Annotated in this window: 17 protein-coding genes and 1 pseudogene; 9 read left to right on the top strand and 9 right to left on the bottom strand. The window is 68.0% G+C overall.

The features are described from left to right. Positions 1-78: 78 nt before the first annotated feature. From WMF46_RS41490 to WMF46_RS41480, 3 genes are all read right to left on the bottom strand, one after another. Entirely contained in the window at positions 79-1125 is a 1047-nt protein-coding gene (locus WMF46_RS41490) for a hypothetical protein (protein WP_437982281.1), read from the bottom strand. Positions 1126-1310: 185 nt separating this feature from the next. Further along, positions 1311-2786 carry an RCC1 domain-containing protein gene (locus tag WMF46_RS41485; protein WP_437982280.1) on the bottom strand — a complete coding sequence of 492 codons (1476 nt, stop codon included), beginning with the start codon at positions 2784-2786 and terminating at the stop codon, positions 1311-1313. Positions 2787-3133: 347 nt separating this feature from the next. Beyond that, positions 3134-3655, bottom strand: a complete 522-nt coding sequence (locus WMF46_RS41480; protein WP_437982279.1) for a hypothetical protein — start codon at positions 3653-3655, stop codon at positions 3134-3136. 1806 nt (positions 3656-5461) lie between these two features. Here WMF46_RS41480 and WMF46_RS41475 point away from each other — a divergent pair. Continuing rightward, the gene (locus WMF46_RS41475) at positions 5462-8710 is read left to right on the top strand and encodes a type VI secretion system Vgr family protein (protein ID WP_437982278.1); all 3249 of its coding nucleotides are present in this window, start codon (positions 5462-5464) and stop codon (positions 8708-8710) included. Positions 8711-8719: 9 nt separating this feature from the next. Here the strand turns inward: WMF46_RS41475 and WMF46_RS41470 are convergent, their stop codons facing one another. Beyond that, positions 8720-9070, bottom strand: coding sequence for a hypothetical protein (locus WMF46_RS41470; RefSeq protein ID WP_437982277.1), 351 nt, complete (start codon positions 9068-9070; stop codon positions 8720-8722). Positions 9071-9103: 33 nt separating this feature from the next. Here WMF46_RS41470 and WMF46_RS41465 point away from each other — a divergent pair, with 33 nt between their 5' ends. Together WMF46_RS41465 and WMF46_RS41460 are read left to right on the top strand one after the other, a co-directional pair. Then, positions 9104-10726 (top strand): esterase/lipase family protein, encoded by a 1623-nt coding sequence (locus tag WMF46_RS41465; RefSeq protein WP_437982276.1) that lies wholly within the window; start codon positions 9104-9106, stop codon positions 10724-10726. Beyond that, the gene (locus WMF46_RS41460; protein WP_437982275.1) at positions 10719-11504 is read left to right on the top strand and encodes an Imm52 family immunity protein; all 786 of its coding nucleotides are present in this window, start codon (positions 10719-10721) and stop codon (positions 11502-11504) included. The genes WMF46_RS41465 and WMF46_RS41460 overlap by 8 nt, the downstream gene beginning before the upstream one ends. Before the next feature lie 76 nt (positions 11505-11580). Here the strand turns inward: WMF46_RS41460 and WMF46_RS41455 are convergent, their stop codons facing one another. The 4 genes from WMF46_RS41455 to WMF46_RS41440 all read right to left on the bottom strand — a co-directional run bounded on the left by WMF46_RS41455 (position 11581) and on the right by WMF46_RS41440 (position 17570). Further along, positions 11581-11745, bottom strand: a complete 165-nt coding sequence (locus WMF46_RS41455) for a hypothetical protein (protein ID WP_437982274.1) — start codon at positions 11743-11745, stop codon at positions 11581-11583. A 585-nt stretch (positions 11746-12330) separates the two neighbouring features. Next, positions 12331-16170, bottom strand: coding sequence for a methionine synthase (metH, locus tag WMF46_RS41450; protein WP_437982273.1), 3840 nt, complete (start codon positions 16168-16170; stop codon positions 12331-12333). A 2-nt stretch (positions 16171-16172) separates the two neighbouring features. After that, a complete protein-coding gene (locus WMF46_RS41445) occupies positions 16173-17126 on the bottom strand; it encodes an ArsR/SmtB family transcription factor (protein WP_437904926.1) in 954 nt (317 codons plus the stop codon). A 246-nt stretch (positions 17127-17372) separates the two neighbouring features. Further along, the gene (locus tag WMF46_RS41440; RefSeq protein WP_437982272.1) at positions 17373-17570 is read right to left on the bottom strand and encodes a hypothetical protein; all 198 of its coding nucleotides are present in this window, start codon (positions 17568-17570) and stop codon (positions 17373-17375) included. A gap of 67 nt (positions 17571-17637) precedes the next feature. On the opposite strand from WMF46_RS41440, the gene WMF46_RS41435 reads away from it, so the two are divergent. From WMF46_RS41435 to WMF46_RS41410, 6 genes and pseudogenes are all read left to right on the top strand, one after another. Continuing rightward, positions 17638-17838 carry an alpha/beta fold hydrolase gene (locus WMF46_RS41435; protein WP_437982271.1) on the top strand — a complete coding sequence of 67 codons (201 nt, stop codon included), beginning with the start codon at positions 17638-17640 and terminating at the stop codon, positions 17836-17838. Positions 17839-17854: 16 nt separating this feature from the next. After that, complete coding sequence (locus WMF46_RS41430) at positions 17855-18682, top strand: alpha/beta fold hydrolase (RefSeq protein WP_437982270.1); 828 nt, start codon at positions 17855-17857, stop codon at positions 18680-18682. Positions 18683-18839: 157 nt separating this feature from the next. Continuing rightward, positions 18840-19016: pseudogene (locus WMF46_RS41425) on the top strand (catalase); the annotation flags it as partial. A gap of 364 nt (positions 19017-19380) precedes the next feature. Beyond that, complete coding sequence (locus WMF46_RS41420) at positions 19381-21123, top strand: arylsulfatase (RefSeq protein WP_437982269.1); 1743 nt, start codon at positions 19381-19383, stop codon at positions 21121-21123. An 80-nt stretch (positions 21124-21203) separates the two neighbouring features. Then, positions 21204-23513, top strand: a complete 2310-nt coding sequence (locus WMF46_RS41415; protein ID WP_437982268.1) for a multiheme c-type cytochrome — start codon at positions 21204-21206, stop codon at positions 23511-23513. Between the two features lie 115 nt (positions 23514-23628). Further along, a complete protein-coding gene (locus WMF46_RS41410) occupies positions 23629-24729 on the top strand; it encodes an aldo/keto reductase (RefSeq protein ID WP_437982267.1) in 1101 nt (366 codons plus the stop codon). A gap of 233 nt (positions 24730-24962) precedes the next feature. On the opposite strand, the gene WMF46_RS41405 is transcribed toward WMF46_RS41410, so the two are convergent. Beyond that, complete coding sequence (locus tag WMF46_RS41405; RefSeq protein WP_437982266.1) at positions 24963-25943, bottom strand: aldo/keto reductase; 981 nt, start codon at positions 25941-25943, stop codon at positions 24963-24965. Positions 25944-26603: the final 660 nt, after the last annotated feature.

Here is a 26603-nt window from a genome sequence, read left to right as displayed (position 1 = left end):
GGCCAGGGCGGGGCGCGCTCCCGCTCGGCGCCCTGCAGGCACCCGGCGGGACGCGGCGCGTCAGCCAGAGCCAGCCGGTCACAGGCACGGATCGGCCGGCGGCTCCGGGGCCGGGACGGTGTCGCCAAGCCGGACTTCCTTCGCCGTGAAGCCCACCCCGATCGAGATGGCGTCGCAATCCCGGCTTGGATCCTGGGTTCCGTCCTCCAGGATGTCCGAAGCCGAGCGGATCTGACTGAGCATCGCATCGACGATGTTGCCGCTGCAGAACCCTTCGTTGAGGCTGGCGGCGAATTTCCTGGCGTCATCGATGAACGTATCTGTCTTGATGACGCCCGAGATCGTCCCGCTGATTGCGCTGTGATGGTCCTTGTCGAGCTGCGCCGTGATGACGACGTGTCGGAGCTTCAGATCGAGGTATCCCTTGGAGATCCGCAGCTTCAGATCCAAGGCGCCGTCAGTGCCCGACACCCAGGTATTGTCGACGAGGTAGCTCTCGCGGAAGACCCCATTTGGGGCCGTGTTGTCGGCCGACTCCTCCATCGGCCGAGCCAGGACCGGCCAGACGTCCTGGCCGTTCCACCCGGGGGACGAGGGGAGCCGTGCGCCGGAATACATCGTCGCCGCGAGAGGGTAGTAGGAGTCGTCATCGCCAAGCCCTTCGATGACAAGAACCATCGTGAACGCGCCGGCAGAGATTTCATCGGTTATTTTTGCGGATGGACTGTAGTTAAATATGCGAATAAGAGGAATGAGTATTTTGCCGAACGAATTATCGATACCGCCGGGGCCATCGAAATAGACCCGGTTTGGGAGGCCATTACCAACAAGCCTGCACAGGTTGCTCGACCCGGCTGTGGATAGTTCGCCATCGATGTCGAGACCGTAGTTCTTCCACCCGGTGGCCCAGTTGATGCTGGTGTCCGGGTTCGTATCGCCTAGGAAGATCTTATCGATCGCGAGGACCAGGCCTCGACCGTCGCCAGGCTTTCGAGGCGGCGGAGGCGGCGGCCGATTGAGGCTGCCGCGCGGCTCCACGGAATTGTCCGGCTCGGGGCCGCAGCCGGCGACGGGAGGCAGCATGAAGAAGATCTGAGATGCAATGATCAATTCGTAATGTCGCATCGTCGGCCTCGCTCTCATAATTCACGCACAATGAACCGGAAGATCTCGAAGGCAAGCCAAGCGCATCGAGCCACCCTGGAGTCATGGCGCGCGTCCATTCATGCGGGTCAGCTGCGCCGTGCGCAAATGCTGGGTATTCAGCCTCGGGTGAGCGCACAAAGGTCACCAGGGCATCTTCAGGCGTATCAGAGACTCCATTGAACAGCCATCGCGGGGCGCCATATCGGCATAGTACTGTCGCCGGTCTGGCCGCGGAGCCCTCTGCCCCAGCAGATGACATCACCCGCAACGCTCTTGACGCACGTGTGATGCGATCCCGCGGTCAGCAGCCCGACGAATCCCGTGTCGATATAAGGAATTCCACCTTCTTCTGTGGGTACGACGTGTGAGCGCACCGACGGGTTCGATTGCATGTTCTCATTTCTTCCCCAACACCTGGCGCGGGCTTGTCCATCGGCGCTGGAGAGGACGCAGCTATGGTGAGCGCCGAGGGCCAGGGCTCGGACCGAAGGGTACTCGGCGCCATCGGGGTCGGAGTAGACCACCGTGGGCGTGTTTTGTTTGCATTCGGGCGGTATGGTGATGGCGTCCGCCCCACAATGGTTCATCGCGCACGCCCCATTGTCGAGCCCACCGAGATGTCCGCAATCTCGACGCCCCCAGCACACGGTTTGGCGGCTCCCCTTGTACCGGCCGACGGCACAGGTGTGCCCGTAGCCGGCATCCAGGAAGTTCACCTCATCGAGATCTGGAACCGTCTGTGACGGCCGAACCTCGCGGCCCCAGCCCCATTCGGTCGTATTGAGCCCGCACTGCCCCAACCCGTTCGACCCCCAACACTGGACTGTTTTCTTGTCCCCTGTGACCATGCATGTATGGGCGCCGCCAGCGGCGATGAGGCTGGGAGCGTCCGGGTCCGCTGTGCTCGGGTCTGCTGAGATCTGGCGAACCGACCCGAGGCCGTGCACCTGCTCGGGAGCATGGACGAATGGGCGTGGCTGCTGACCCGCCTGCCCGAAATCGTTGCTACCCCAGCACCACACCGTCCCGTCTCGGAGGACTGCGCACGAATGCCCCGAGCCAAGCGCGAGGTGCTCGACATCGTGGAGTTCCGGGATCGCCGTTGGCTCCAGCTGGTTCAGCTCGCTTCCATCGGAGGGCATGTTCTGGCCGATGAGGGCCCCCCAGCACTTCACCGATCTGTCTTTCATCACCACGCAGCTCCGCCCTGTCACGTCCGAGCCGGCGACGACCACCTTCCAGACCTCGGTGAGCCCCGCAACGTGGACAGGCTCTGCTCTGGACTGGAGCGTCCCGTCGCCCAGCTGGCCGTTCTCGTTGTTGCCCCAGCACGCCACGGTGTCGTCCGAGAGGACCGCGCAGGTGTGCTGGCCACCGGCATCGATCTGGGTCACCGAGACACACGCACCTTGAGAGCAAACCGGTGTTGTGCCCGAGCACACGTCCTCGGCCGAGGGCTCCTTCCATGTGAGATCGTCGGTGCACCGCTGTGGAGCATTGTTGAGGCAGCGGACCTCATGCAGTTCGCAGTACGGCTTGCTGTCATGGTAACCGATGATGTCAACGCATCCCGAGACCGCGAAGAGCAAAATCGCGCCCGACAAGCACAATAGCATCCTGGTCAGTTTCTTATTCAACATGGTCACCCGATAGGCTCAATGACTAGGTGTAGGCCGCGGACGCGTCTATCCAGCGCCCATATCTCGCCAGCTCGATGGCACGGTGGTGCTGTTCAGGGGCCTCGGCGCGAACGACGTGAGCGCCGCGGGCCGCCACGCTCTCCTGTTGGTCGCTCCCCGATCGACGCTCATCGCGTGGCGCCCCCTCTCCGCGTCCTGCCGATGGCGACCGGGAACGGCGGTGCCCGGAGGCGGCCGGCGCGCCATCGACACATCAGCCCTCCGAGTCCGTGTGAGCGCGTTACAGCACCATGATCACCCAGGATCCGCTCCCGGGCAAGAACTCGCAGTGCCCCTTCTGCAGCGGATCAGAACAGATCGCCTGACGCCCCCCTCGCGCCGGGGTTGCCGAGAGAGGACCCGCCCGTGCCGCCGCTCCCATGATGCAGGGAGTTGCCAGCGGTCGAGACCGTCGTGCCGGAGCGGTAGATTGCCCACGATTCGCCGCCGGCTCCGCCGCCTCCGTGGCCGCCGTTGCCGCCACGCCCACCGACGCCGCCTGTGCCGCCCGCGCCCACGTCTCCCGTGCAGGCGGCGCCGCCTGTGCCGCCGGTGCCGCCCGCGCCGCCTGTGCCGCCGGTGCCGCCCGCGCCCCCGCTGCCGCCGTCGCCGCTCGTGATGGTGTTCCCGAGGAGCACGATTCCTGTGGAGTTCACGAGGAACAGACCGAATGAACCACCTCCTGCCCTACCGCCGGTCCCCCCCATCGCTCCGCACCCGCCCGCGCCACCCCCGCCGCCGCCGTTCCCTGGACCTTCTCGGACGAAAGCGCCGTCGTCCTCGCCGCCGCCGCCGCCACCGCCGCCGCCCGAGTTACCGAGTTGGCCCATTGACCCGGCGGCCCCGTCATTCCCCCTCCAGAAGCTATCAATAACGATGGCCCCGCTGCCGCCCGTGCCGTTCACGCCATTGGCGCCAGATGTCCCGTCACGGCCTCGATCGCCGGGGCGGCCGGTACTTCCATATGCGCCTCCGGCCCCGCCCGGTGTCCCTCCCGAGCCAGAGACCCCCGTTTGCCCATTGTTTGGGCCATCATCCCCGCCATTGCCGCCACGACCGCCCCTCCCCCCACAGGAAGAGGTTCCGCCCAGTCCGCCCTGAGCGCCCGACTCATCGCCAACACGTCCGCAATCTCCCAGCCCGCCCGGGTCTCCATTTCCGCCGCCCGGTCCCGGAGCCCCGCCCGAGCCCGCCGCACCCTGCCCGGCAGCGCCCGCCTGAAGCCTGCTGTTCTTGAGCTCGACCCCGCTGCACCCGTTGCAATACATGGCATAGATCGACACGCCAGCGCGCGATGACCCGAGCGCTTCGATGGCCATGTGGTCGATCGTCGTCGGAGCTGTGATGTTGTTCCCCTGCACTGCGATGACGCGCCCCGAGGCAACTGTCCCCGACTGGAGGGTCGCGACGTAGGCGTCCGACCTGGACCACCCGTTCGCCTGCGAGTAGCCGCCATAGAGCGAGATGCCATTCTCCAGGGTCACGCCGCCCACGTAGGTGCCCTCGGAAATGTAGACCTGGGCCTTCCCGGTATCCTTGGCTGCCGCAATCCCGCCGGCTACGGTCGCCTTGGGCGCCTCTTTCGTCCCCGGGTTCGCGTCGTCCCCGGACGTCGCAACGAAGACGGCGTCGGCCTCGGTGCCGTCGATCCCATCGCAGTTCTCGTCGGTGAAGCCGTCGTCCGGCAGGTCGGTCCCGCTGCTTTCGGTGCACTCGCAGCCGTTCGCCGGCGAGCCGTCGAGATCGCGGAAGCCCGGACGGCACTCCGCGAAGACGCACGCGCGCGCGTCACACGTGGCGACCGCATGCGGAATATCACACGCCGCATGGCACGCTCCGCAGTGATTCGGGTCGCTCCGCAGATCGACCTCGCAAGCGGTCGCCAGATCGCCGTCGCACTCCGCGAACCCAGGTGCGCAGTCGCCGACAGGGTCGATGTCTCCGCCTCCGGCCCCGCCGGCGGCAGGGTCGATGCCCCCACCGCCGGCGGGATCGACGCTCCCCCCGCCCCCCCCCGCCCCCCCCCGCCCCCCCCGCCCCCCCCGGCCCCGCCGGCATCACCGCCGCTGCCACCCCCGCTCCCCTCGAACTCGGGCGTCGCGAGAGAGGTCGCGTTGTCTCCGCACCCTCCAGCGCTCAGGGCGACCATCGCGAGAGCCAGCACAGCCCCCTGCCGCGGACAGCGCTTCAGCGCCGATGCAGCGCCCCTCTCGGATGGCGTTGCTGGGAACAATGATGATTTGATCAACATCTGTTGGTTCCTCCAGGAAGCTCGACGGTTCCGATCCCGTCATCGCGATGGGAAGCCAGTGCATTCGATATGCCATCGCGGAGGTGCGCCGAACGCTGCGAACGCTGGAGGATTGCCCCCCGCGGCGCCCGGTCCGCCAGACGGGTGATCTGTCACGCGACATGTCACGCGACATGTCACGCGACATGTCACCCGAGCGTCCATCGGAGCGATGCTCCTGGCTGGGGCGGGGTCGAGGCTCGCTGGCACGCCCGTTGCGAACGACCAACGACAAACGACCAAGGTCGATGCCCGACGGCGAGCAGCCCTCCTCCACGGAGTCGACCGGTCTCGGCTCGATCACGAGGCCTCCTTCCAATCCCGCGGCTGCGCGGCCGGACATCGCATGGACCAGCTGAGCGTCACCTCAGGACTCCTCGCCCAAGTGAGCTGGACACCGCTGTCCTGCGTCGGCGAGGAGGCGATCTCCTCCTTGTTCTGGTTCTCGGTGGTGATCTCGGCGCCGATGGCGGAGATCGAGGACGCCCTGGGCTCGCCCCTCGCGCTCTCCGTCGAACGCGCGCTCGCGGGGGAGAGCGTGCGCTTCCGGCTGGGCGAAGAGGGACTCTGGCGCACGGCGATCGTCGCAGAGGCGACGGTGGAGGGGATCCGCGAATCGGAGCCGTTCCCGCTGACGGTCCGGCTGCGGCTCGTCCCTCGCATGTGGCTCCTGAACCATCGCAAAAACACGCGCATCTTTCAGGATAAGTACCTCGACGAGATCGTCGGCGAGGTGCTCGTGCGTTACCGCATCCGGCACCGCTGGGATTTGCGCAACAGCTACCGCAAGCGGCTCTACTGCACGCAATACGAAGAGACCGACTACGAGTTCGTGACCCGCGTCTTCGCCGAGGAGGGCGTGCTCTTCTTCTTCGAGCACCCGCAGGACGACTGGGAGCCCGATGAACCAGAGCAGGAGCGCGGGACGAGCAGGGCCAAGCGGCGTTGGGAAATGGCATTGAATATCGCCGAGGGGGCATCGAAGTTCGCCAGCATGATCGGCGGCGGCTCCGTGGTGAAGGCGGCTGGCCAGATTGGCCTCGCGCTTACCGATCTGGCGAAGTCGAAGGAGCGCGACGACGAGGACGACTCGCCGAGGACGATCGGCGCTGGCGCCGGTGGGCTCGACGGCACCGGCGAGATCCTCGTGTTCGTCGACCAGGCCTCGTATCTAGAGCCCGCCGTGGGGCTGACCCTGCTCAGCATCGAGGGCGCGGTCCCGGATCGGTCCGGCATCCAAGGGTTCACTTCGAACGCCTCGGTCGCGCCGATGCGTGCCGAGGTGCGCGACTACGACTTCCGCCGCCCGCTCCTCGCCTTGGCCAAGGCCGACGGGGACGACAGCGCCCGCCACAACGGCGCCGGATTGCCGCTCGAGGGGTACTGGCACCACGGCGATCTCGACAAGCCCAACGTCGACGCCGAGACCGCGCAGGTCCATCGAGAGCAATACCGTGCGCGGGTCGAGGTGTCGTCTGCGCGTAGCCTCAACGACCGGCTCGTCGCCGGCGGCACGATCGCGCTCCGGAACGCCACGGCGGTCCCGGTCGCGCACGGCTCGTTCGCGATCGTGCGGATCCGTCACGAGAGCTATCTGCCCAATGCCGCAGCGTCGTCCCCCGCACCCGGGAGCGCGGATGCGCTCGTCGCCGGCTGCGCCGAGGCCTTCCAGGAGGCCCTTGAGCGGGGTGAGCGCCTCTCGCAATCCGCCGTGCGCGACCTGCTCCGGCGCGCGCTCTCGAACCCGATCTCGACACCGCCGACCTACCAAAACCGCTTCGAGTGTGTGCCTATCGACGTGCCGTATCGGCCGCCGCGCCCCAAGCGGGTGATGCTCACCACGACCGAGAGCGCCACGGTGGTCGGCCCGAGCAAGCAAACTGGCGGCAGCGGGCAGGAGATCTACCTCGACAAATACGGGCGCGTGAAGGTCCAATTCCACTGGGACCGTGACGGCAAATGGGACGAGCACAGCTCGGCGTGGATACGTGTCGCGCAAGCATGGGCGGGCGCGGGCTTCGGCTTCCAGTTCTTGCCGCGAGTCGGCATGGAAGTGCTCGTCGCGTACATCGGCGGCGATCCGGATCGGCCGGTCGTGGTCGGCGCCCTCTACAACGCCACCCACCCCACGCCCGAGCCGTTGCCGGAGCGTATGACCCGGAGCGGGATCCGCACGCAGAGCTCGCCGGGCGGCGGCGGGTTCAACGAGATCTCGTTCGAGGACGCGAAGGGCAGCGAGCGCATCTACATGCACGCGGAGAAGGATCTCGATCAGGTGGTGAACGACGCTCACGTGCTCAACGTGGCCGGCAAACAGACGGTGCTCGTGGGCGACGCGCGGCAGGTCACGGTCGGAGGCGACGAGCGAGCCACGGTCCAGGGCGACCGGTCGACGACGCTTGGCGGGGCGGACACCTCCGTGGTGAAGGGCAGCCGCACGGCGCGGGTGAACGTGAACGAGACGGTGAACGTCGGCGGGCACGACGCACGAAACGTCGGCGGGCTCTCGATCCAGCGGGTGGGCGCGGACGCGCTCGCGGTGGTGGAGGGCGATTACAACCTGTCGGTTCACAAGGACGCGATCACCCAGGTCGGAGGCGCTGGCACCACGGACAAGAGCAATGCGATCACCTTCGTGCAAGGCAGCTCGTACCTCACGGCCACCGACAAGATCGTCGTCAAGGCAGGCGACCTCGTGGTCGGGCAGGATCAAGGCGACGCCTCGCCCTCGACGATTCGCCTGGAGTGCGGTGCGAGCTCGATCGTCCTCACCAAGGACTCCATCACGATCGCCGCGCCGACGGTGACCGTCGCCGGGAGCGACACGGTGCAGCTCGTGCGCGCCGCTTCGTCCCGCCCGAGCCCACCCCCGCCCCCGAAGGTATTCAAGCTGAACGCCGACGAAGCGCGCCTCTTCTCGGACGTCATCCACCTCGAGACCGGCTCGGCGAAGCTCGCGCTCGACCATGCCAGCGCGGCGCTGACCGGCAACGCGCAAGCCGAGATCGTGAGCCCCGTCATCAAGCTGCGCTCGGGCGCCACGAGCGGCACCGTAACGGCGCCGGGGGGGAGCGCGGATCGGCTCCAGACAGCGGAGATCCAGCTCGCGTTCTCCTACATGCAGCGTAGAGACGGCGGCACCCCGATCCAGAACACCGTCTGTCGCATCGTCGTGGGCGAGAAGGTGATCGAGAGGGTCACCGACGCGAGCGGCGTCGCCGCTTTCCATGTGCCGAAGGCGGCGAAGACCGCGAGCATCAGCCTGTTCGCCAACGAGCGACCGGAATACTCGGACTATTTTCCGGCCGAGAGAGGCTCGCTTCACTGGCTCCTTCACCTCGGCGATCCGATGCCGGACGCCATGACCACGAGGGGGGCCTTAATGCGCCTCGCCAACCTCGGATATGCGCCCTCGACCGACCTCCCGGAAGAGCCGAGCGCCGGCGCGGCGAGCGGCGGCACAGAAGCGGAGCAGGCGCTCGACGACGTCTCCAGGGAGGCTGTGCGACAGTTCCGGGCCGACAGCGAGATGGAGCTTTCGGACAGCCTTGACCGCGAGGTCCATGAAGAGATCCAGGATATCTACGGGAGTTAAATGAGCCAGCTACCCCGCATCGGATATGCCGGCAAGGACAGCCGTGACCGGCTGCACGTGCCGAACCGCTATCTCCCCATCGTGGTGGTGCCCGATCTGTTCGGGACCCGCCTCCGGGATCCCGTCTCCGGAGAGCTCGCCTGGAACCCTCTGGGCGCGCCCTTCGGGCGAAGCAGAGGCACCTTCAGCGTCGATTTCGAGACGCTCCAGCAGGTCTCCGCGGCGCTCGAGCCGGCTGATGCGACGGAGGAGGACGTGGTGGCAGACGAGGAGAGCCACCAAAGGCACCTCGAAGAGGTGGTCCTCCGAACGCACAGGCCTCCAGTGGACGAGCCACCTGGACCCGACCTCGTCCGGCATCGTCACACGCTCATCCCCGACTTCTATGGCAGGTTGCTCGACGAGCTCGGCGAGGCGGCTGGCGAAGCTCTGGAACGGGGCTTCTCCCCGCGCGTCTACTGCGCGGGATACGACTTCCGACAGGACAACGCCAAGTCTGCGCTCAGGCTCGCGGCCATCGTCGACGAGGCGCTCGCCGAGACGCGCGAGCGGCAGGTGGTGATCGTGGCCCACGGCATGGGCGGGCTGGTCGCACGGTACTACTCGCGGGTGCTCGCGGGCGAATCGAAGATCGCGGCGGTGTTTCTCATCGGGAGCCCAACGCTCGGCGTCCCCGCGGCGTATCTGCAGCTCAAGAACGGGATCCAGGCGGTGTACGCGAAGAACTTGAAGGACGCACTGATCGACGGCGATGCCGCGACCATCATGGCGAACGCCGTGGACATCGGTCATGGCGTCGTCGGGCTCGCCGCCGGGCTCGCCGCGGGCCAAGGGCCCCGTTCCCTGCGCAACCTCGTCGGCGACCTGTACCCGGTCCTGTGCCTCGGGGCGGGGAAATGGCTGTCTCGCGAGGCGATGCTCTATTTCGTCCGCCAGATGCCGTCGCTCTACCAGTTGATGCCGAACTCCACCTATTGCCGCAAGGATCCGCACTGGCTCTATTTCGACCCGCTCACCACCGGCTACCCGCCGACCGGGTACATGCTGGTCCTGCCGGAGCTCCTTCACGCGGCCGTCGCTTCGTCCTCCGGCTTCAGCGCCGCCGCGAGGGGCACGAGCGCCGCGCTGCGGCACCAGATCGGCAATGCCCTCGCGGCGGACCACACATCCGGCCGCGCCGACCGTAATATCGATACGCTAGCGCAGCGAGCGCTGCGAATCGATGGTGTCGAAGCGGCCGTTGATTTTGCCATCGATGTCGTCGAGCGTGGTGAGGCGGCGTTCCTCGATGGTCGCAACAGAGAAAGGCTTTATGACGACATCTACACAGGGCTCCTCGATCGCGTGAGCCTACGCGCCGTCTGCGCCTATAACCTTGCGCTCGCGTACCGCTTCGACGACTCGCTCACGGAAAGCCCGAAGGCACGCAAGGCCAGGACCAGCCTCGATCTTCTCGTGGAGCTCGTCGATCCCCTCGTGCAGCGCTTCGCGCCTGGCATCATGGCGCTCGCCCCGCCCTGGGGCCTCCGCTTCCGTCACCGCCGCCACCTGAACGAAGCTGCGTTCCTACGAAGGAGGGAGCGGGAGAGGGCGGAAGAGCGGGACGCGAGCTGCCCGAGACTCTACATGCACCCGCGCACGTTCAACATCTACTGCCAGACCTATCCGGTGGACGCCGGTGGCCTTCTCTTGCCTCTCAAGGTGGTGTCGAACGACGACTCCAATGTCGTCTACTGGCAGCTCATCGCGAGCTCCATCGCCGCGATCCTGTTCCCCTCGTTCCGCACGAACGCAGAGAGCTGGACCGGCCAGGCATCGCGCGGAGACGGGACAGTCTCCGAGAAGAGCGCCAATCCGCCGGACGAGCTCCTGTCGAACAGATTCGTGGAATCCTGGTCAGTACAGCACGGAGATGCGCCTTCAGGCGCGGCGCACATCTCCATGGCATCGCACGGGGACGTGGTGGCTCACGTGAAAGCCAAGCTCGATGACATTGTGATGCGCCTCTATGGATAAGCGGCTCCTCATGATCGGCAAGTACCACGTTCGCATCTTCTGGTCGGGGCGGGGCGACTCCCCCGAACGGCTCGGCTACAAGACGTTCCTTTTCCTCACGGCGCTCGCCGGTGTGCATCCCGATCTGGCGGGCTGCCGGGCCGCCGACGCGCGCGGGAGGCCGCGTACCGGCGACGCCGGGAGCTCGGAATCGGCGTGGTCCTGCACGGAGGCGCTGCTCCGGGCGACGGTGCTCTGGAAGAGCGGACAGGAGCAACGCACCTCGTACACGCCGCGTTTTGTGGTCGAGCGCGACGGCGCGCGCGTCGCCCTCCTGTCGATGTCGGTCGGGATCGAGCCACTCGACATCGGCCCGGTGTTCGCCCCGAACCGACTCGACCTCCAGGTGAGCGCGGCCGCTCTCGACCCGAAGACGGGCCCGGCCGCGCTCGAAAACATGCTTCGGGTGGCCGTCGCTGTCTTCCAGCCCGAATGGGGACACGCCGGAACCGAATCGCAGCCTGCAGAGCCGATCTCGCTCTTCTCCGACGGGGCGCCGGGGGTCGGTTGGATGACGTACCTCAGCGCGGCGTATCCTCCGCTGCCGACCGCGTTCCCTAGCCCCTCGGCGGCGTTCCCGGTTGCCTCTTTCGGCACGCTGATCGTGGCACATCCCGGGCTCTTCGACCCACGCGATCCGGCCCACTCTGCCGCGGTGAATGCGATCCGGGACGTCCTGGGCGAGGCGGAAGTGCTGCTGCCTTTCGCGGCGGTCGCGCGCAAGGGAGTCTCCGCCTGAACGCGACGCCCGCGGGCGCCGGAGCGTACAGCGTCTGATATACTGCCTCGACCACAGCGTCGGACTCTCCCGGCGCTCAGACGCTGTCTCTCGGCTCATCGAGCAGCCGGTGCAAGGCGCACGTGCTCTTCCGCGCGATGGTCGCCATCCCGCTCCCGGCGGCGATGGAGCTCGAGGCTTCGATGTGCCTCTTCAGGACGAGCCCTCCGCGGCACGCGCTCGAGCTCCGGCGCATTCCCATGACGTCGCTCCCGAGGACTCTTGCGTGGAGATGGAGGGGCACGCCGTGCCGAGGGGTATGGCCCGCGCGTCACAAGGGGAGGTCTTCGCGACGGGGCACTTCAAGCACGCGGAGGGCGGCTGAGCGGTAGGCGCAGATTGCGCGGCATAGGAAGCGGATGCGGTCGAGGAGCAGGCGTGCAGAGTAGAGCGTGGGTGATTCGTCCGGCTCGGCGAGCACCTCGATGCTGGGTGCTCGAGGCGGAGGGCGATGGTGGCAGCGTCGAGCATACGTGGCTCCAGGAGCCCGCAGGCTGTGGAGCGAACGCGGCCCCTTAAATGTATGGATAATTTTTGATACAGTGTCACCCCCCAGACGGGATGCAGATCGCGTAAGGTTCTCTATGGTAACCAGCGCGTGCAGCGTCGCTGTACGGTGGGACCGCTGATGCCGCGGGCCCTTAACCGCGGGCGATGCGGCGGCCGAGGGCGCTCCGTTGGGCCACACCGGAGCCGCCGTCGGCGGCGAGACAGGCGGAAGCTATCAATATCACTACTGTTTCCGGCGGCCGCTCGCGATCGACCGGTGTTTCTGGCGGGATTTCCGCTAGTTGGAAGCGTCGTAGTTGAGGTTCGGGCCGAGCCAGCGCTCGACCTCCGCGACGGTCATGCCCTTGCGCGCGTGGTAGTCGACCACCTGGTCGCGATCGATCTTTCCCAGGCTGAAGTACCGGGCCTCCGGGTGCGCGAAATACAGGCCGCTCACGCTCGATCCGGGCCACATCGCGAACGACTCGGTGATCTGGATGCCGGTGCTCTTCTCGACGTCGAGCAGCCGCCAGAGCGTGCCTTTCTCGGTGTGATCCGGGCACGCGGGGTACCCCGCCGCGGGCCGGATGCCGCGGTACTTCTCCTCGATGAGCTCGGCCTTGGTCAGGTCCTCCTGCCGGCCATAACCCCACTCGTCGCGCACCCGCTTGTGCAGGCACTCGGCGAACGCCTCGGCCAGACGATCGGCGATCGCCTCGGCCATGATGGCGTTGTAGTCGTCGTGCACCGCCCTGAACCGCCCGCACAGCTCCTTCAGGCCGATCCCGGAGGTGACCGCGAAGCCGGCGATGTGGTCCCGGAGGCCGGTCTCCCTGGGCGCGATGAAATCCGCGAGCGACCGGTTCGGCTCGCCGTTCTCCTTCGCCGTCTGCTGGCGCAGGAAGTGAAACCGATCGAGCACCGTCGTGCGGGTCCCGTCCGTGTACACCTCCACGTCGTCGCCCACGGCGCTCGCGGCGAAGAAGCCATACACGCCGCGCGCCGTGAGCAGCTTCTTCTCGATGATCGTGTCGAGCAGCGCGTTCGCCTCGGAGAAGAGCTGGCGCGCTTGCTCGCCGTACTTCTCGTGCTCCAGGATCCGCGGATAGACGCCCTTCAGCTCCCACGTGTGGAAGAACGGCGTCCAGTCGATGTACTCGCGCAAGGTGGCGAGCGGGAAGTCCTCGAGCACGCGCGCGCCGGTGAACTCGGGCACCGGCACATCCTCGGCGCGCCATTCGATCCGCGTCCGGTTCGCGCGCGCGGCCTCGAGGGAGACGAGCTTGTGCTTCGGCGCCGCGTGGAGCCGCCGGAGCTTCTCGTACTCGGCGCGGTGCTGGGCGACGAACGCCGCCTTGCCCTCCTCGCTCAGGAGGCTCGTCGTGACGGGCACGGCGCGGCTCGCGTCGACCACATGCACGACCGGCTCGCTGTAATGCGGGGCCACCTTCACGGCGGTGTGCGCCTTGCTGGTCGTCGCCCCGCCGATCAGGAGCGGCAGCTTGAAGTTCTGCCGCTCCATCTCGCGGGCGACGTGGATCATCTCGTCGAGCGACGGCGTGATCAGCCCGCTCAGGCCGATCAGATCCGCCTTCTCCTGCTTGGCGCGCTCGAGGATCTTCTCGCACGGGACCATGACGCCCATGTCGATCACCTCGTAATTGTTGCAGGCGAGCACGACGCCCACGATGTTCTTGCCGATGTCGTGGACATCGCCCTTCACCGTGGCGAGGACGATCTTCCCCTGCGTCTTCACCTCCTGCCCAGCGGCGGCCATCGCCGCCTTCTCCTCCTCCATGAACGGCGTGAGGTACGCGACGGCCTTCTTCATCACGCGCGCGGATTTCACCACCTGCGGCAGGAACATCTTGCCGGCGCCGAAGAGATCTCCGACGACGCTCATTCCATCCATCAGCGGGCCCTCGATCACGGAGAGCGGGCGGCCGAGCTTGGCGCGCGCGTCCTCGGTGTCGATATCGATGTACGTGTCGATGCCCTTGACCAGCGCGTGCGACAGCCGCTCCTCGACGGTGCCTTTGCGCCACTCCTCTTCTTTCTTCTCGGTCGCGGCGGCGCCGGCGCTCTTGGCCTTCAGCGCTTCGCCGAAGTCGACGAGCCGCTCCGTCGCGTCCGGACGCCGGTTGAGCAGGACGTCCTCGACGAGCTCGCGGAGCTCCGGCTCGATCTCCTCGTACACCTCGAGCATGCCCGCGTTGACGATGCCCATGTCCATGCCGGCCCGGATGGCATGGTAGAGGAACGCCGAGTGCATGGCCTCGCGCACCCGGTTGTTGCCGCGAAAGCTGAACGAGATGTTCGACACGCCGCCGCTGACCTTGGCGTGCGGCAGGTTGGCCTTGATCCAGCGGGTGGCCTCGATGAAGTCGACGGCGTAATTGTTGTGCTCCTCCATGCCGGTGGCGACCGTGAGGATGTTCGGATCGAAGATGATGTCCTCGGGAGGAAACCCCACCTCGTCGACGAGGATGTCGTACGCGCGCTTGCAGATCCGGATCTTGTCCTCGTAGGTGGCGGCCTGCCCCTGCTCGTCGAAGGCCATGACGACGACGGCGGCGCCGTACTTGAGGACGGTCCTCGCGCTCTCGCGGAACTTCGCCTCGCCCTCCTTGAGCGAGATGGAGTTCACGATGCCCTTGCCCTGCATGCACCTGAGGCCCGCCTCGATGACCTCCCATTTCGACGAGTCCACCATGAACGGGACCTTCGCCACCTCGGGCTCGCTGGCCAGGAGCAGCAGGAAGCGCGTCATCGCGGCGACGCCGTCGATCATGCCCTCGTCCATGCAGATATCGATGACGTTGGCGCCGTTCTCGACCTGCTGGCGCGCCACGCTCACCGCTTCTTCGAACTTCCCTTCCTTGATGAGCTTCGCGAACTTCGGCGATCCGGCGACGTTGGTGCGCTCGCCCAGGATCATGTAGACGCCGGGCTGCTGCGTGAACGGCTGCGAGCCGGACAGGCGCAGGGGAATCGGCGCGCCGGACGAGGGCGCGCCGCCGGGCGGGACCTCCGCGGGGGGCTTCGGGTCGAGGGCGCGCGGGGGCTTGCCGGCGAGCGCCCTGGCGATGGCCGCGATGTGCTCGGGCGTGTTGCCGCAGCAGCCGCCGGCGATGTTGAGCAGGCCCGCGTCCGCGAAGCCGCCGATGTGGCGCGCCATGTCCGGCGGCTCCAGATCGAAGCCCGTGGGGGAGAGCGGGTTGGGCAGGCCGGCGTTCGGGTAGCAGGAGATCGCGGCGCTGGACTTCTCCGAGAGGTCGGACAGGAACGGATACATCAGGTCCGGGCCGAGCGAGCAGTTCAGCCCGATGGCGAGCGGGTTCACGTGCTTCACCGCGTTCCAGAACGCCTCGACCGTCTGCGCGGAGATCATCGTCTCTCCGCCGCGCCCGACCGCCGCCGAGATCATCACCGGCAGGGTCTTGCCGTCCTTGTCGAACACCTCTCGAATGGCGACGAGCGCGGCCTTCGCGTTGAGCGAGTCGAAGATGGTCTCGACCAGCAGCACGTCGGAGCCGCCGGCGATCAAGGCGCGGATCTGGTGGACGTAGGCTTGCTTCACCTGATCGAACGTCATGACGCGGAAGCCGGGGTCGTCGGCGTCCGGGGAGTTGGACAGGGAGACGGTGAGCGGGCCGATGGCGCCCGCGACGAACCGCTGCCGCCCGTCGGCGTTCGCCACGCGATCGGCCCATTCGCGGCACTGCCGCGCGGACTGCTCGTTGATCTCCCAGGCGAGATCGTTGAGGAACGGGTCGTCGATGATCCCTTGATAGAAGGCCGGGTCCTTCCGCCCGCCGTGCTCGCGCGGGTCGTCCACGAAGAACTCGCTCTGGGTGATGCTTGTCGCGCCGAAGGTGTTCGTCTCGATGATGTCGGCGCCGGCCTCGAGGAAGCGCCGGTGGATGTCGCAGATCATCTCCGGCTGCGTGAGCGAGAACAGATCGCCGTTGTTCAGCAGGTCTTTCTTCGAATCCGCGAATCGCTCGCCCCGGATGTCCGCTTCCTTCATCCCGTAGGTGCGGATGGTCGTCCCCATCGCCCCGTCGATGATGACGATGCGGCTCTGGAGGAGCTTCTGGAGTGGATGAAGGGGAGGCGTTGTGTTGTTGGACGGCATGATCAGCCTCGCTTGGCGCTCTTGGAGGGACCGGGGGTCGGCTTGTCGGCGATGGCGAGCACGACCTGGAAATGGGGTTTCTTTGTCTCGCGGCAGGCGACTTCGGACGCGGCGACATCGAGCTTCACGCGGGTGAGCATGGCCCGGATGTCGGAGGGCGAGAAGCCGGGGTGGCGCTCGCCGTAGGGCACGGTGATCTCCCGCTGCTGGTGCGCGTCGAGCGACAGGATGACCACCCGACCGCCCGGGCGGAGCACGCGGGCGCACTCTTCCAGCGCCCGCGGCGGGTCCTCGGCGTAGGTCAGCGTGTGAAACACGAGGACCGAGTCGAAGGAGGCGTCTCCGAACGGCAGCGCGTGGACATCGGCGACCTGGACGCGGACGTGGGGCTGGGTCGAGAACCGCTCTCTCGCGGCCTCGATCATCCGGCTGCTCGAGTCGACGCACGTGAGCGAGCGGCAGTAAGGCGCGAGCGCGCTGGCCGCCGCGCCGTCGCCCGATCCGACGTCGAGGACGTCGCCGAGGCGGAGCAACGCGGCGATGCCGACAGCGAGCGACTGCCACGTGCGGCCCGGGGAGTAGTGCCGCTCCATCTCGCCGGCGAAGGACTCGGGGAGGCCGCCGCGCCGCTCGGCGTCGAGCTCGAGGAGGCGCCGCTGGTCGCCCTCCAGGGTCGGGTCGGGCGACTTCGTGGCCTCATCGAGGAGGGCCTTCGCGGTCCCGGGCAGGGTGTCGACCGCGAGCGCATAGAACGACTGCGGCCCCTGGCGCCGATCCCGCACGAACCCCGCCTCGCGGAGGCGCCCGAGGTGCGTCGAGACGCGCGACTGCGCGATGCCCGTCACGCGAACCAGATCCGTCACCCGCAGCTCGCGCTCGCGGAGGAGCACGCAGAGCCGGATACGGCTCTCGTCCCCGAGGAGGTTCAGCGTCTCGATGTATTCGGAAAGACTCATGTATTCATGTATCTAGATGTGCGAATGTCATAGAGGCGCCGGCTGCCGGAGTCAAGCACCCCTCGAGAGCGACAGGTGCGTCAGAGCTCGAGCGTGCCGCCGAGCTCGAGGAAGCGCGTCCGCTCCTCGAGGCCGGCGGCGACGAACGCGCCGCGGAGGTTGCCCTCGGACTGCCGGAAGTGCGCCCATCCAGAGCGATGGAGATCCAGACGCGCGGGCCGTCGTCCACGTCGACGAGGAAGCCGGTCACCTCGTGGGCCTGCGGCGCGTAGCCCGGACCATGGCGAGTCGCCGCGCGCTCGGCACCGTCGTCACCACCCGGCCGACGCGCGCCTCGTCGGCGACGAGCGCACGCCCGGCCAGGTCGAGGTTGTCGGCGTGATGATCGTGGCTCAGCAGCACGGCGTCGAAGGTGCCGAGCGACGCCGGGCTCTCCGGCGTCACATAGCGCTTCTCCGTCGTCGCGGCCGAGGAATATCACGCCGATGAGGCCGGGCGGCTGCAGAAGCTGATGGTCACGCGGACGCCGCTGCTCATCATCAGCGGCGACAACGACATCAGCACCGCCGTGGACAACTGGTTCGCGCTGAACCGCAAGATCCCCAACGCTCATCTGGCCGTGTATCCTGAGTCGGAGCACGCCCCCCAGCATCAGTACCCGCAGCTCGCCGCCGAACAGGTGGCCTCGTTTCTGCGTCACGCCATTCGATAGATAGAAGGAGCGCCACATGCCGATTTTCAAGACCAAAGAAGGCGTCGAGCTTTTCTACAAGGACTGGGGCAGCGGCCGGCCTCTGGTGTTCCATCACGGCTGGCCGCTGTCGGCAGACGACTGGGATGCGCAGCTCATGTTCTTCCTTGCGAAGGGCTTCCGCGTCATCGCGCACGATCGTCGCGGTCACGGGCGCTCGTCGCAGACCTTCGACGGCAACGAGATGGACACGTACGCCAGCGACGTGTCGCAGCTCACTGCTCACCTCGGTCTCAAGGGCGCGGTGCACATCGGCCACTCCACGGGCGGCGGTGAGGTGGCGCGCTATGTCGCGAAGCACGGGCAGGACGGCCGCGTGGCCAAGGCCGTGCTCATCGGCGCCGTGCCGCCGATCATGGTCAAGAGCGACAAGAATCCCGGTGGCCTTCCCATCGAGGTGTTCGATGGGTTCCGCGCCGCGCTCGTCGCGAACCGCGCGGAGTTCTACCGCGCCGTGCCCGAAGGGCCGTTCTATGGATTCAATCGTCCAGGGGCCAAGACGCTGCCGGGGGTCGTCGACAACTGGTGGCGGCAGGGCATGATGGGCGGCATCAAGCCGCACTACGACTGCATCAAGGCGTTCTCGGAGACCGATTTCACCGACGACCTCGCGAAGATCGATGTGCCCACGCTCGTGATGCACGGCGACGACGACCAGATCGTGCCGATCGCGGATTCCGCGCTGCTGTCGATCAAGCTGCTCAAGAAGGGCACGCTCAAGGTGTACAAGGGCCTGGGGCATGGCCTGTGCACCATCAACCCGGACGTCGTCAATCCGGATCTGCTGGAGTTCATCCAGTCGTGAGCGCGAGGGCCGCGGACACGAGGGTCCGCGGCCTCTCATCGCCGTCCGCGTCGCTCAGGCTCCTTCGACCGCCGGCAGCTCGAAGCGAAACGTCGCGCCGAGTACAGGGTTGGGCTCGGCCCAGAGCCGGCCGCCGTGGCGCTCGAGGATCGAGCGGCTGATCTTCTTCCGCGACCCGCTGCGCTTCCCCGACCTCAACCACGCCGTCAAGCGCGACCCCCGGACCGGGATGCGCAGCGCGGACAACAACTGGGACTTCTGGCCGTCGCTGCCCGAGGCGCTCCACCAGGTGACGATCGTGAGGAGCGACCGCGGGATTCCGGTGAGCCGCCGCTGCCCGGACGCGTCGTCGTCGACGATATCGACCGGCTTTTCTGGCAGGACCTCGGACCACCGCTCCGCGACGAGAGAATTGTCTTGTATAGCGTCGCGATGTCCGTTATGACGGACGAATGTTTCCTTGCCTCGTGGCCATGCGGACGTTCGGTGCTCGCTCGGAGGCGTGCTGTCGAACAAGCGCTTGTCGTTCTTGCTGTAGTTAGCCGCATGCGCCGCGGCGCATGCTGCGGCGAGGAGAAGACCGAAGCAGCGCCCCCGCGTCCCCGGTGACGTGCGGCGCCGTCGTTCGTCGTGACGGCCGAGCCACGCGGCTCATCACCGTCAGCGTCCGCCCTTCTCGTGGCGCGCCCGGCTGACCTTTGGCCGGGGCGCGAGCCGAGGCGTCCCTTCGGGAGGACGGCGGAACCTCGCTCGCGACGACGTTCGACTCCGGCAACTCGGGTGAAGCTGGCGCGACCGGCGAAGGCGGCGGCGGTACGGGCGGCGGAGATGGCGGCGGAGGCGGCACGGGCGGCGGCGGTCCGATCGTCGAGTTGCCCAACATCGTCACGATCGTGGCCGACGATCTCGGCTTCTCGGACCTCGGCGCGTTCGGCGGCGAGATCACCACACCGAACCTCGATACGCTCGCCGCAGAAGGCCGCATCCTCACCGGGCACCGCTCCGGATCGCTGTGCGCGCCGACCCGCGCGATGCTGGTCTCGGGCACCGACAGCCACGCCGTCGGGCTGGGCCGCATGGGCGGCGGTACTGGACCGCAAGCAGGGCAGCCCGGCTACGAGGGCCACCTGACCGACAACGCGCTGTCCGTCGCCGAGATCCTGAGAGACGCCGGATACCATACGTACATCGCCGGCAAGTGGCACCTCGGCGACACGGAGGATCAGAGCCCTCCGGCGCGCGGCTTCGAGAAATCGTACGTCCTGCTCCCCGGCGTGGCGACGTTCTTCAACGAGTTCGCCGACCCGCCGACGACCGCACAGGCGCGGCTCTATCGCGAGGACGGCGTGTATGCGCAGCCGCCGCGCGACTTCTACGCGACCGAGTTCTACACCGACAAGCTCATCCAGTACATCGAGAGCAACCGCGCCGACGGCAAGCCGTTCTTCGCGTTCGCGACGTACACCACGCCGCACTGGCCGCTTCAGGCGCCGCCGGAGTACATCGACAGGTACCGCGGCCGCTACGACGCGGGCTACGACGCCATCCGCGAGCGGCGCCTCGAGCGGCTCAAGAGCCGCGGCGTCATCCCCCAGTCGTTCACGCCGAATCCCCGCTTGCCGAGCGGCGGCAGCAACCCGAAGACCTGGGAAGATCTGACGCCGGAGGAGCGGATCTACGAGGCGCGGCGCATGGAGATCTACGCCGCCATGGTCGAGAACCTCGACGCCAACATCGGCAGGTTGATCCAGTACCTGAAGCGGGTCGGCGAGTACGAGAACACCTTCATTTTCTTCCAGTCCGACAACGGCGCGGAAGGTGGCAATCGGGAGGGCTTCGCCGCCACCGACCCGAGCCGCTCCGGGACGGTGGAGAACTCGCTCGAGAACCTGGGTCGACCGGGCTCGTACATCGGCGTCGGACCCCGCTGGGCCGAGGTGAGCGCCACGCCGTTCCGGCTGTGGAAGAGCTACACGACCGAAGGCGGCATCTCCGTTCCGGCCATCGCACGGCTGCCGGGACAGCACCAGAGCAGGCCGCAGTTCGACGGAACCACGCACGTGATCGATTTCCTGCCGACCGTGCTCGAGCTGGCCGGTGTTCCCAACCCGGGGAGCACCTACAAGGGCAGGGAAGTCGAGCCGATCAGCGGGCATTCGATCCTGCCGGTGCTCGAAGATCGGGCGACCGGCCTGCGCGCGCCGGGGGAGACGTTGATCTGGGAGCACGGCAACCACCGCTACGTGATCCGCGACAACTGGAAGCTCCTGTGGCTCAGCGCGCCCTATGGCCCGACGCCGCGCGCCTGGAGCCTGTTTGATCTGGCCACCGACCGCGCCGAGATCAACGACGTTTCCGCGGCTCATCCGGACGTGGCGGCCGAGCTCGCCGCCGCGTGGGCGCAGTACGCCACCGCCCGCGGCGTCATCCTCACCGAGTAAACGCGCACCCTGCCGCACGCGAGACCCGGGCGTCTCTGCACGACCCGCGTCTCGCGGCGGCGCTCACCTCCGCTCTGCACATGGCCGATTCCCGACTCGTTCGCTCGTGGCCCATCGCTGTCCTGATTCTGGCGCTCATCGGGCTCGTGGTCTGGCGCGCGTCCACGAGCGCGTCGTCGCTCACGCCAGACGACGCCTCCACGGCGAGCGCTTCGGGGGTGAAACCCGGGGCGGCGCGAGGCGGGGCCGCGGAGGCCTCGCCGGCTGCCGCGACGCCGGTCAGCCCGGCGGAGCGCTCGCCGGAGCGCGCGGCGGCCGGCTTCGTCGGCAGCGACCGCTGCGCGCCGTGCCACGCCGAGGAGCACGCCGCGTGGCAGGGCTCGCAGCACGCGCGGGCCATGCAGCACGCGACCGCCGCCACCGTGCTCGGGAACTTCGACGGGGCGCGCCTGCGTTACGCCGGGCAGGTCCACCGCTTCGATCGCCAGGGCGGGAAATACTGGGTCACCACGGATGGCCCCGACGGCCAGCTGCACCGCTACGAGGTGCTGTACACCTTCGGCGTCGAGCCGCTCCAGCAATACCTCGTCGCTGGCCCGGGCGGGCGCTTGCAGGCGCTGCCGTTTGCGTGGGACGCGCGCTCCCAGGCACGCGGTGGGCAGCGTTGGTATCACCTGCACGAGCGCGAGAGCGTGCGCGCCGGCGACGTGCTGCACTGGACCGCCGCCAGCCAGAACTGGAATCACATGTGCGCCGAGTGCCACTCGACGCACGTAACGAAAGGGTATGACGCGGCCGCGGATCACTTCACCACCACCTGGTCCGAGATCAGCGTCGGTTGCGAAGGCTGCCACGGCGGCGGCGCGCGCCACCTCGACTGGACCGAGGCGAGGACGCCGGACCCCTCGAAGGGCCTCGACGTGCGCTTCGACGAGCGCAAGGACGCCACGTGGACGCGGCTGCCCAGCGGCACCGCGCAGCTTGCCAAGAGCCCCTCGAGCGGCACCGAGAGCGCCACGTGCGCGTTCTGCCACAGCCGCCGCGAGACGCTCTCGCAGCCGTTCCGGCACGGCGCCCCGCTGCTCGACAGCGTGGCGCTCGAGCTGCTGACCGCGCCCTTCTACACGCCCGACGGCGTGATGAGCGACGAGGTCTTCACCTACGGCTCGTTCCAGCAAAGCAAGATGGCGAATGCCGGCGTGACGTGCAGCGACTGCCACGAGCCGCACTCCGGCCGTCTGCGCGCCGAGGGCAACGGCGTGTGCGCGTCCTGCCATGAGCCGGCGCGCTTCGATGTCCCCGCGCATCACCACCACGCCGCGAACGCCGCCGCCGCGAACGCCGGCGCTACGCCCGGCGCGCCCGCCGCTCCGCGCTGCGTCGATTGCCACATGCCGGCGCGCACGTACATGGGTGTCGACGTCCGTCACGATCACGGCTTCCGGGTGCCTCGGCCGGATCTCTCGGTCCGCCTCGGGATCCCGAACCCATGCACCGACTGCCACGCTCAGAAGCCCGCGAGCTGGGCCGCCGACGCCGTGCGAGCCTGGCTCGGCCGCCCCGCGCGGGGCTACCAGACCTATACCGAGGCCTTCGCTCTCGCACGCACCGCGCCCGGTGACCCGGCCGTTGTCGCTGAGCTCCAGCGGCTCGCGACCGACGGCGCCCTCCCCGCCATCGCGCGCGGGACGGCGGTCGCCTCGCTGCGCGCCGCAGCGACGGCCGCGTCGCTCGCCGTTCTCGGCGCGACGCTCGCCGATCCCGACCCGTTGCTACGGCGCGCTGCGCTCAGCGCGCTGGAGGGCTACGACCCACGCCACGCCGCGGCCGTCGCCGCGCCGCTCCTCGCCGATCCCGTGCGCGGTGTGCGCGTCGAAGCCGCGCGCGTGCTCGCGGGCGTCGACCTCGACGCCTTGCCCGATCGCGCCGCGCGGGCGCTGGACGGGGCGTTGCGCGAGTACGTCGCCACCCAAACCCTCCATGCCGATCGCGCCGAGGCCCAGAACAACCTGGGCGTGATCTTCACCCGCACGGGCAAGCCGCGCGATGCCGAGCACGCCTACCTCGCCGCGCTTCGCATCGAGCCCGGCTACGTCCCCACCTACGTGAACCTCGCCGATCTCTATCGCGAGCTCGGTCGCGACGCGGACGGCGTCGCGCTGCTCCGGCGCGGAATCACCCACCTTCCCGAGCAGGCCGAGCTGCTCCACTCGCTGGGTCTCGCCTTGGTCCGGCAAGGCCACCAGGACCAGGCGCTCGAGCCGCTGAAACGCGCCGCCGAGCTCGGGCCCGAGCAGGCTCGCTTCCAGACGGTCTACCAGGCCGCGCTGACCGCCTCGCGCTCCGCCCCCCGGGCTGCTCACGCCCAGCCGCGGCTCGGACGGCCATGAGCTCCTTCACCCCCCAGCGGTCACCACCTGGGTCGTGAACGTGGGCTCGTGCCTGTGTTCGCATGGCATGTCCCCTGCAATCGGGCTTCGCCCTGAAAAGGAGCGTTGCCCTGTCATGACGAAGCGACCTTCTCGGCGGACCTTCCTCCACGCCGCGGGCGCCAGCCTCGCGCTCGGCGCGTGTGCGGGGAGCGCGCAGCTGCGGCAAAACGCTACATCCTCGGGCGCGGGCGCTCCGGAGCCTCCCGAGGGCCCTTCCCCTGGGGCGCCAGAGGAAGAGGACGTCGCTCTACCGGCGGGCGGCGTGATGCCGACGAGGACCCTCGGGCGGACCGGCGTGAAGGTCAGCCTCCTCGGCCTCGGCGGCTACCACATGGCGGTCTCCACGGATGAGCAGGAGAGCATCCGGATCGTTCGCTTCGCGATCGATCATGGGGTCACCTTCCTCGACAACTGCTGGGACTACCACGACGGCAAGAGCGAGGAGCGCATGGGCAAGGCGCTCCAGGACGGATACCGCAGCAAGGTCTTCCTGATGACCAAGCTCGACGGCCGCACCCGGGCGACCGCCGAGGCGCAGCTCGAGCAGTCGCTCCGGCGGCTGCGCACCGACGTCATCGATCTCGTGCAGATGCACGAGATCATCCGGATGAGCGATCCCGAGCAGATCTACGGGCCCGGCGGCGCGATGGAGGCGCTCGTGGCCGCGAAGAAGGCCGGCAAGATCCGGTTCATCGGCTTCACGGGGCACAAGGACCCGGACATCCACCTCGCCATGCTGAAGATGGCCGAGCGGCAGGGCGTCCCGCTCGACACCGTGCAGATGCCTCTCAACGTCCTGGATCCCCATTACCGGAGCTTCGAGAAGGCGGTGCTCCCGGTGCTGACGCAGCAGGGCATCGGGGTGCTGGGGATGAAGCCGTTCGCCGGCGGGGAGATCGCGAAGGCGGGCGTGATCTCGCCGATAACCTGCCTGCACTATCCCATGAGCTTGCCGACGTCGGTGGTCATCACCGGCTGCGACAGCCTGGGTGTCCTCAAGCAGGCGCTCAAGGCGGCTTACACGTTCCAGCCGCTCGGCAGCGAGCGCGTCTCGGCGATCCTGGCGCGCACCGCCGAGCTCGGGGCCAGAGGAGAACACGAGCAGTTCAAGACCACGGAGCGCTACGACGGCACGACGAAGAACCCCCACTGGCTGACGACAGCGAACCTCTGAGCGGGAGCCCCGCGGGGGCTCCCAACGCAAGGGGGCAAGCCTCGCCACGGACGTCGCCGAGCAGGCGCCCTGCTCGGTAATGGTCAACTTTGACCCGAAGTGGTCAAATAGCCTGATTCGCGCGGCGCCTGCGGATCTCGCCCGACCAACGCCATCGTGACGACCTCGTCGGGACCGGTTACCTGTCCCCCCGCGACGAAGGAGGAAGCAATGGCGACGAGGGTGGACGTCCCTCACTGGTACCCGACGATCCGGTGGGGGACGTAGGGCTCCTCGAGGGAGGCGACCTCCTCGGCGCTCAGCTTGACCGACAGCGCGGCAACGGCGTCGTCCAGGTGGGAGCTCCTGGTCGCGCCGACGATCGGCGCCGTGACGGGGGCCTTCTGGAGAAGCCAGGCCAGGCCGATCTGCGCCCGGGGGACGCCGCGGCGGGCGGCAAGGTCGGCCAGCCGCTCGACGATGGGTCGGTCGGCATCGGCGGACGCGTCGTACTTCTGGTGGAGCACCTGGTCGCTCTGTTCTCGGGCGGTCGTCTCGCTCCAGTCGCGGGTCAGCCGTCCGCCCGCGAGGGGGCTGTAGGGGATGACGCCGATCCCTTCCTCCTGGCACAGGGGCAGCATCTCCCGTTCCTCCTCCCGGTAGATCAGGTTGAGGTGGTCCTGCATCGAGACGAACCGGGTCCAGCCGCGGCGGTCGGCGACGTTCAGCGCCTTGAGGAACTGGTAGGCCCGCATGGCCGAGGCGCCGAGATAGCGGACCTTGCCGGCCCTCACGACGTCGTGGAGGGCCTCCATGGTCTCTTCGATGGGTGTACCGTAGTCCCAGCGGTGGATCTGGTAGAGATCGATGTAGTCGGTCCCGAGCCGCTTGAGGCTCTTGTCCACCTCGCTGAGGATGGCCTTGCGGGACAGGCCGGCGCCGTTCGGGCCTTCGTGCATCCGGCCGTGGACCTTGGTGGCCAGTACGATCTGGTCACGGCGGGCCAGGTCCTTCAGGGCCCGACCGACAAATTCCTCGCTGGTGCCGGCGCTGTAGACGTTGGCGGTGTCGAAGAAGTTGATCCCCAGGTCGAGGGCCTGGCGGATCACCTTCCGGGATTCTTCTTCGCTGAGGACCCATTGGTGGAATCCCGGCTGGGGAACGCCGAAACCCATGCAGCCCAAGCAGATCCTCGACACATCCAGTCCGGTCCGGCCAAGTTTCACGTACTCCATGGGAATCCTCCTCAGGGCAGTCTACCGCGGTTCGGAACGAGGGCTTCCAGCCCTGCCGAGGCGCGGCGGTGAAGGTGACCACATCGACACCTGTGCCGGTGGGTCGCCCGAGGAACTCCACCGCCGGCACCACAAGGCGTCCAGGGTTCGACTGGTCGAAATTGACCACCACCTCCCGCCGGGCGTGGATGGCTGCGGGTGCTCCCGGGCGGGTCCGCTCCGTCGGCGCCCTCCGCCCCGCAACCACCTCCCATCGCGCCCGCCCCTGTGGCCCCTCTGCCGGACCTCGCGCCCGTCGCAGCCGCGACGCCTGCCGCCGTCGAGTCCGCTGCGCCTCCGCCAGAACCATCCCGTCAGCTCGACCTGTTCGCATGGCGACCAAAGCCGAGGAAGCCGGTCCAGTTGTCGCTGTTCGGGGACCCGCCGGACGGCGCGCAGTAGCCGGTGCCGTTCCACTCGCCCGCTCAACGAGACGGCCGAACCAGACCATGGCCCCTGCAAGCCGTCTTCGACGCCCAGCGCGCCGCCGAGATCGTGCTCGGCTTCGCCGGTTTCGGTGTGCGACGGACACGAGACCGGGCAGTTCACCCGGGTCTGCTGCCACACCGACAGCACCGCACAAAGTGTACCAGCTAGACCGATGCGCCCGATCTGGCCGCA

It is taken from the genome of Sorangium sp. So ce117 (assembly GCF_051524395.1).
Lineage (GTDB): Bacteria > Myxococcota_A > Polyangia > Polyangiales > Polyangiaceae > Sorangium > Sorangium cellulosum_B.
The sequence above is the reverse complement of the archived record's forward strand: the minus strand, read 5'-3'. Positions and strand labels throughout refer to the sequence as shown.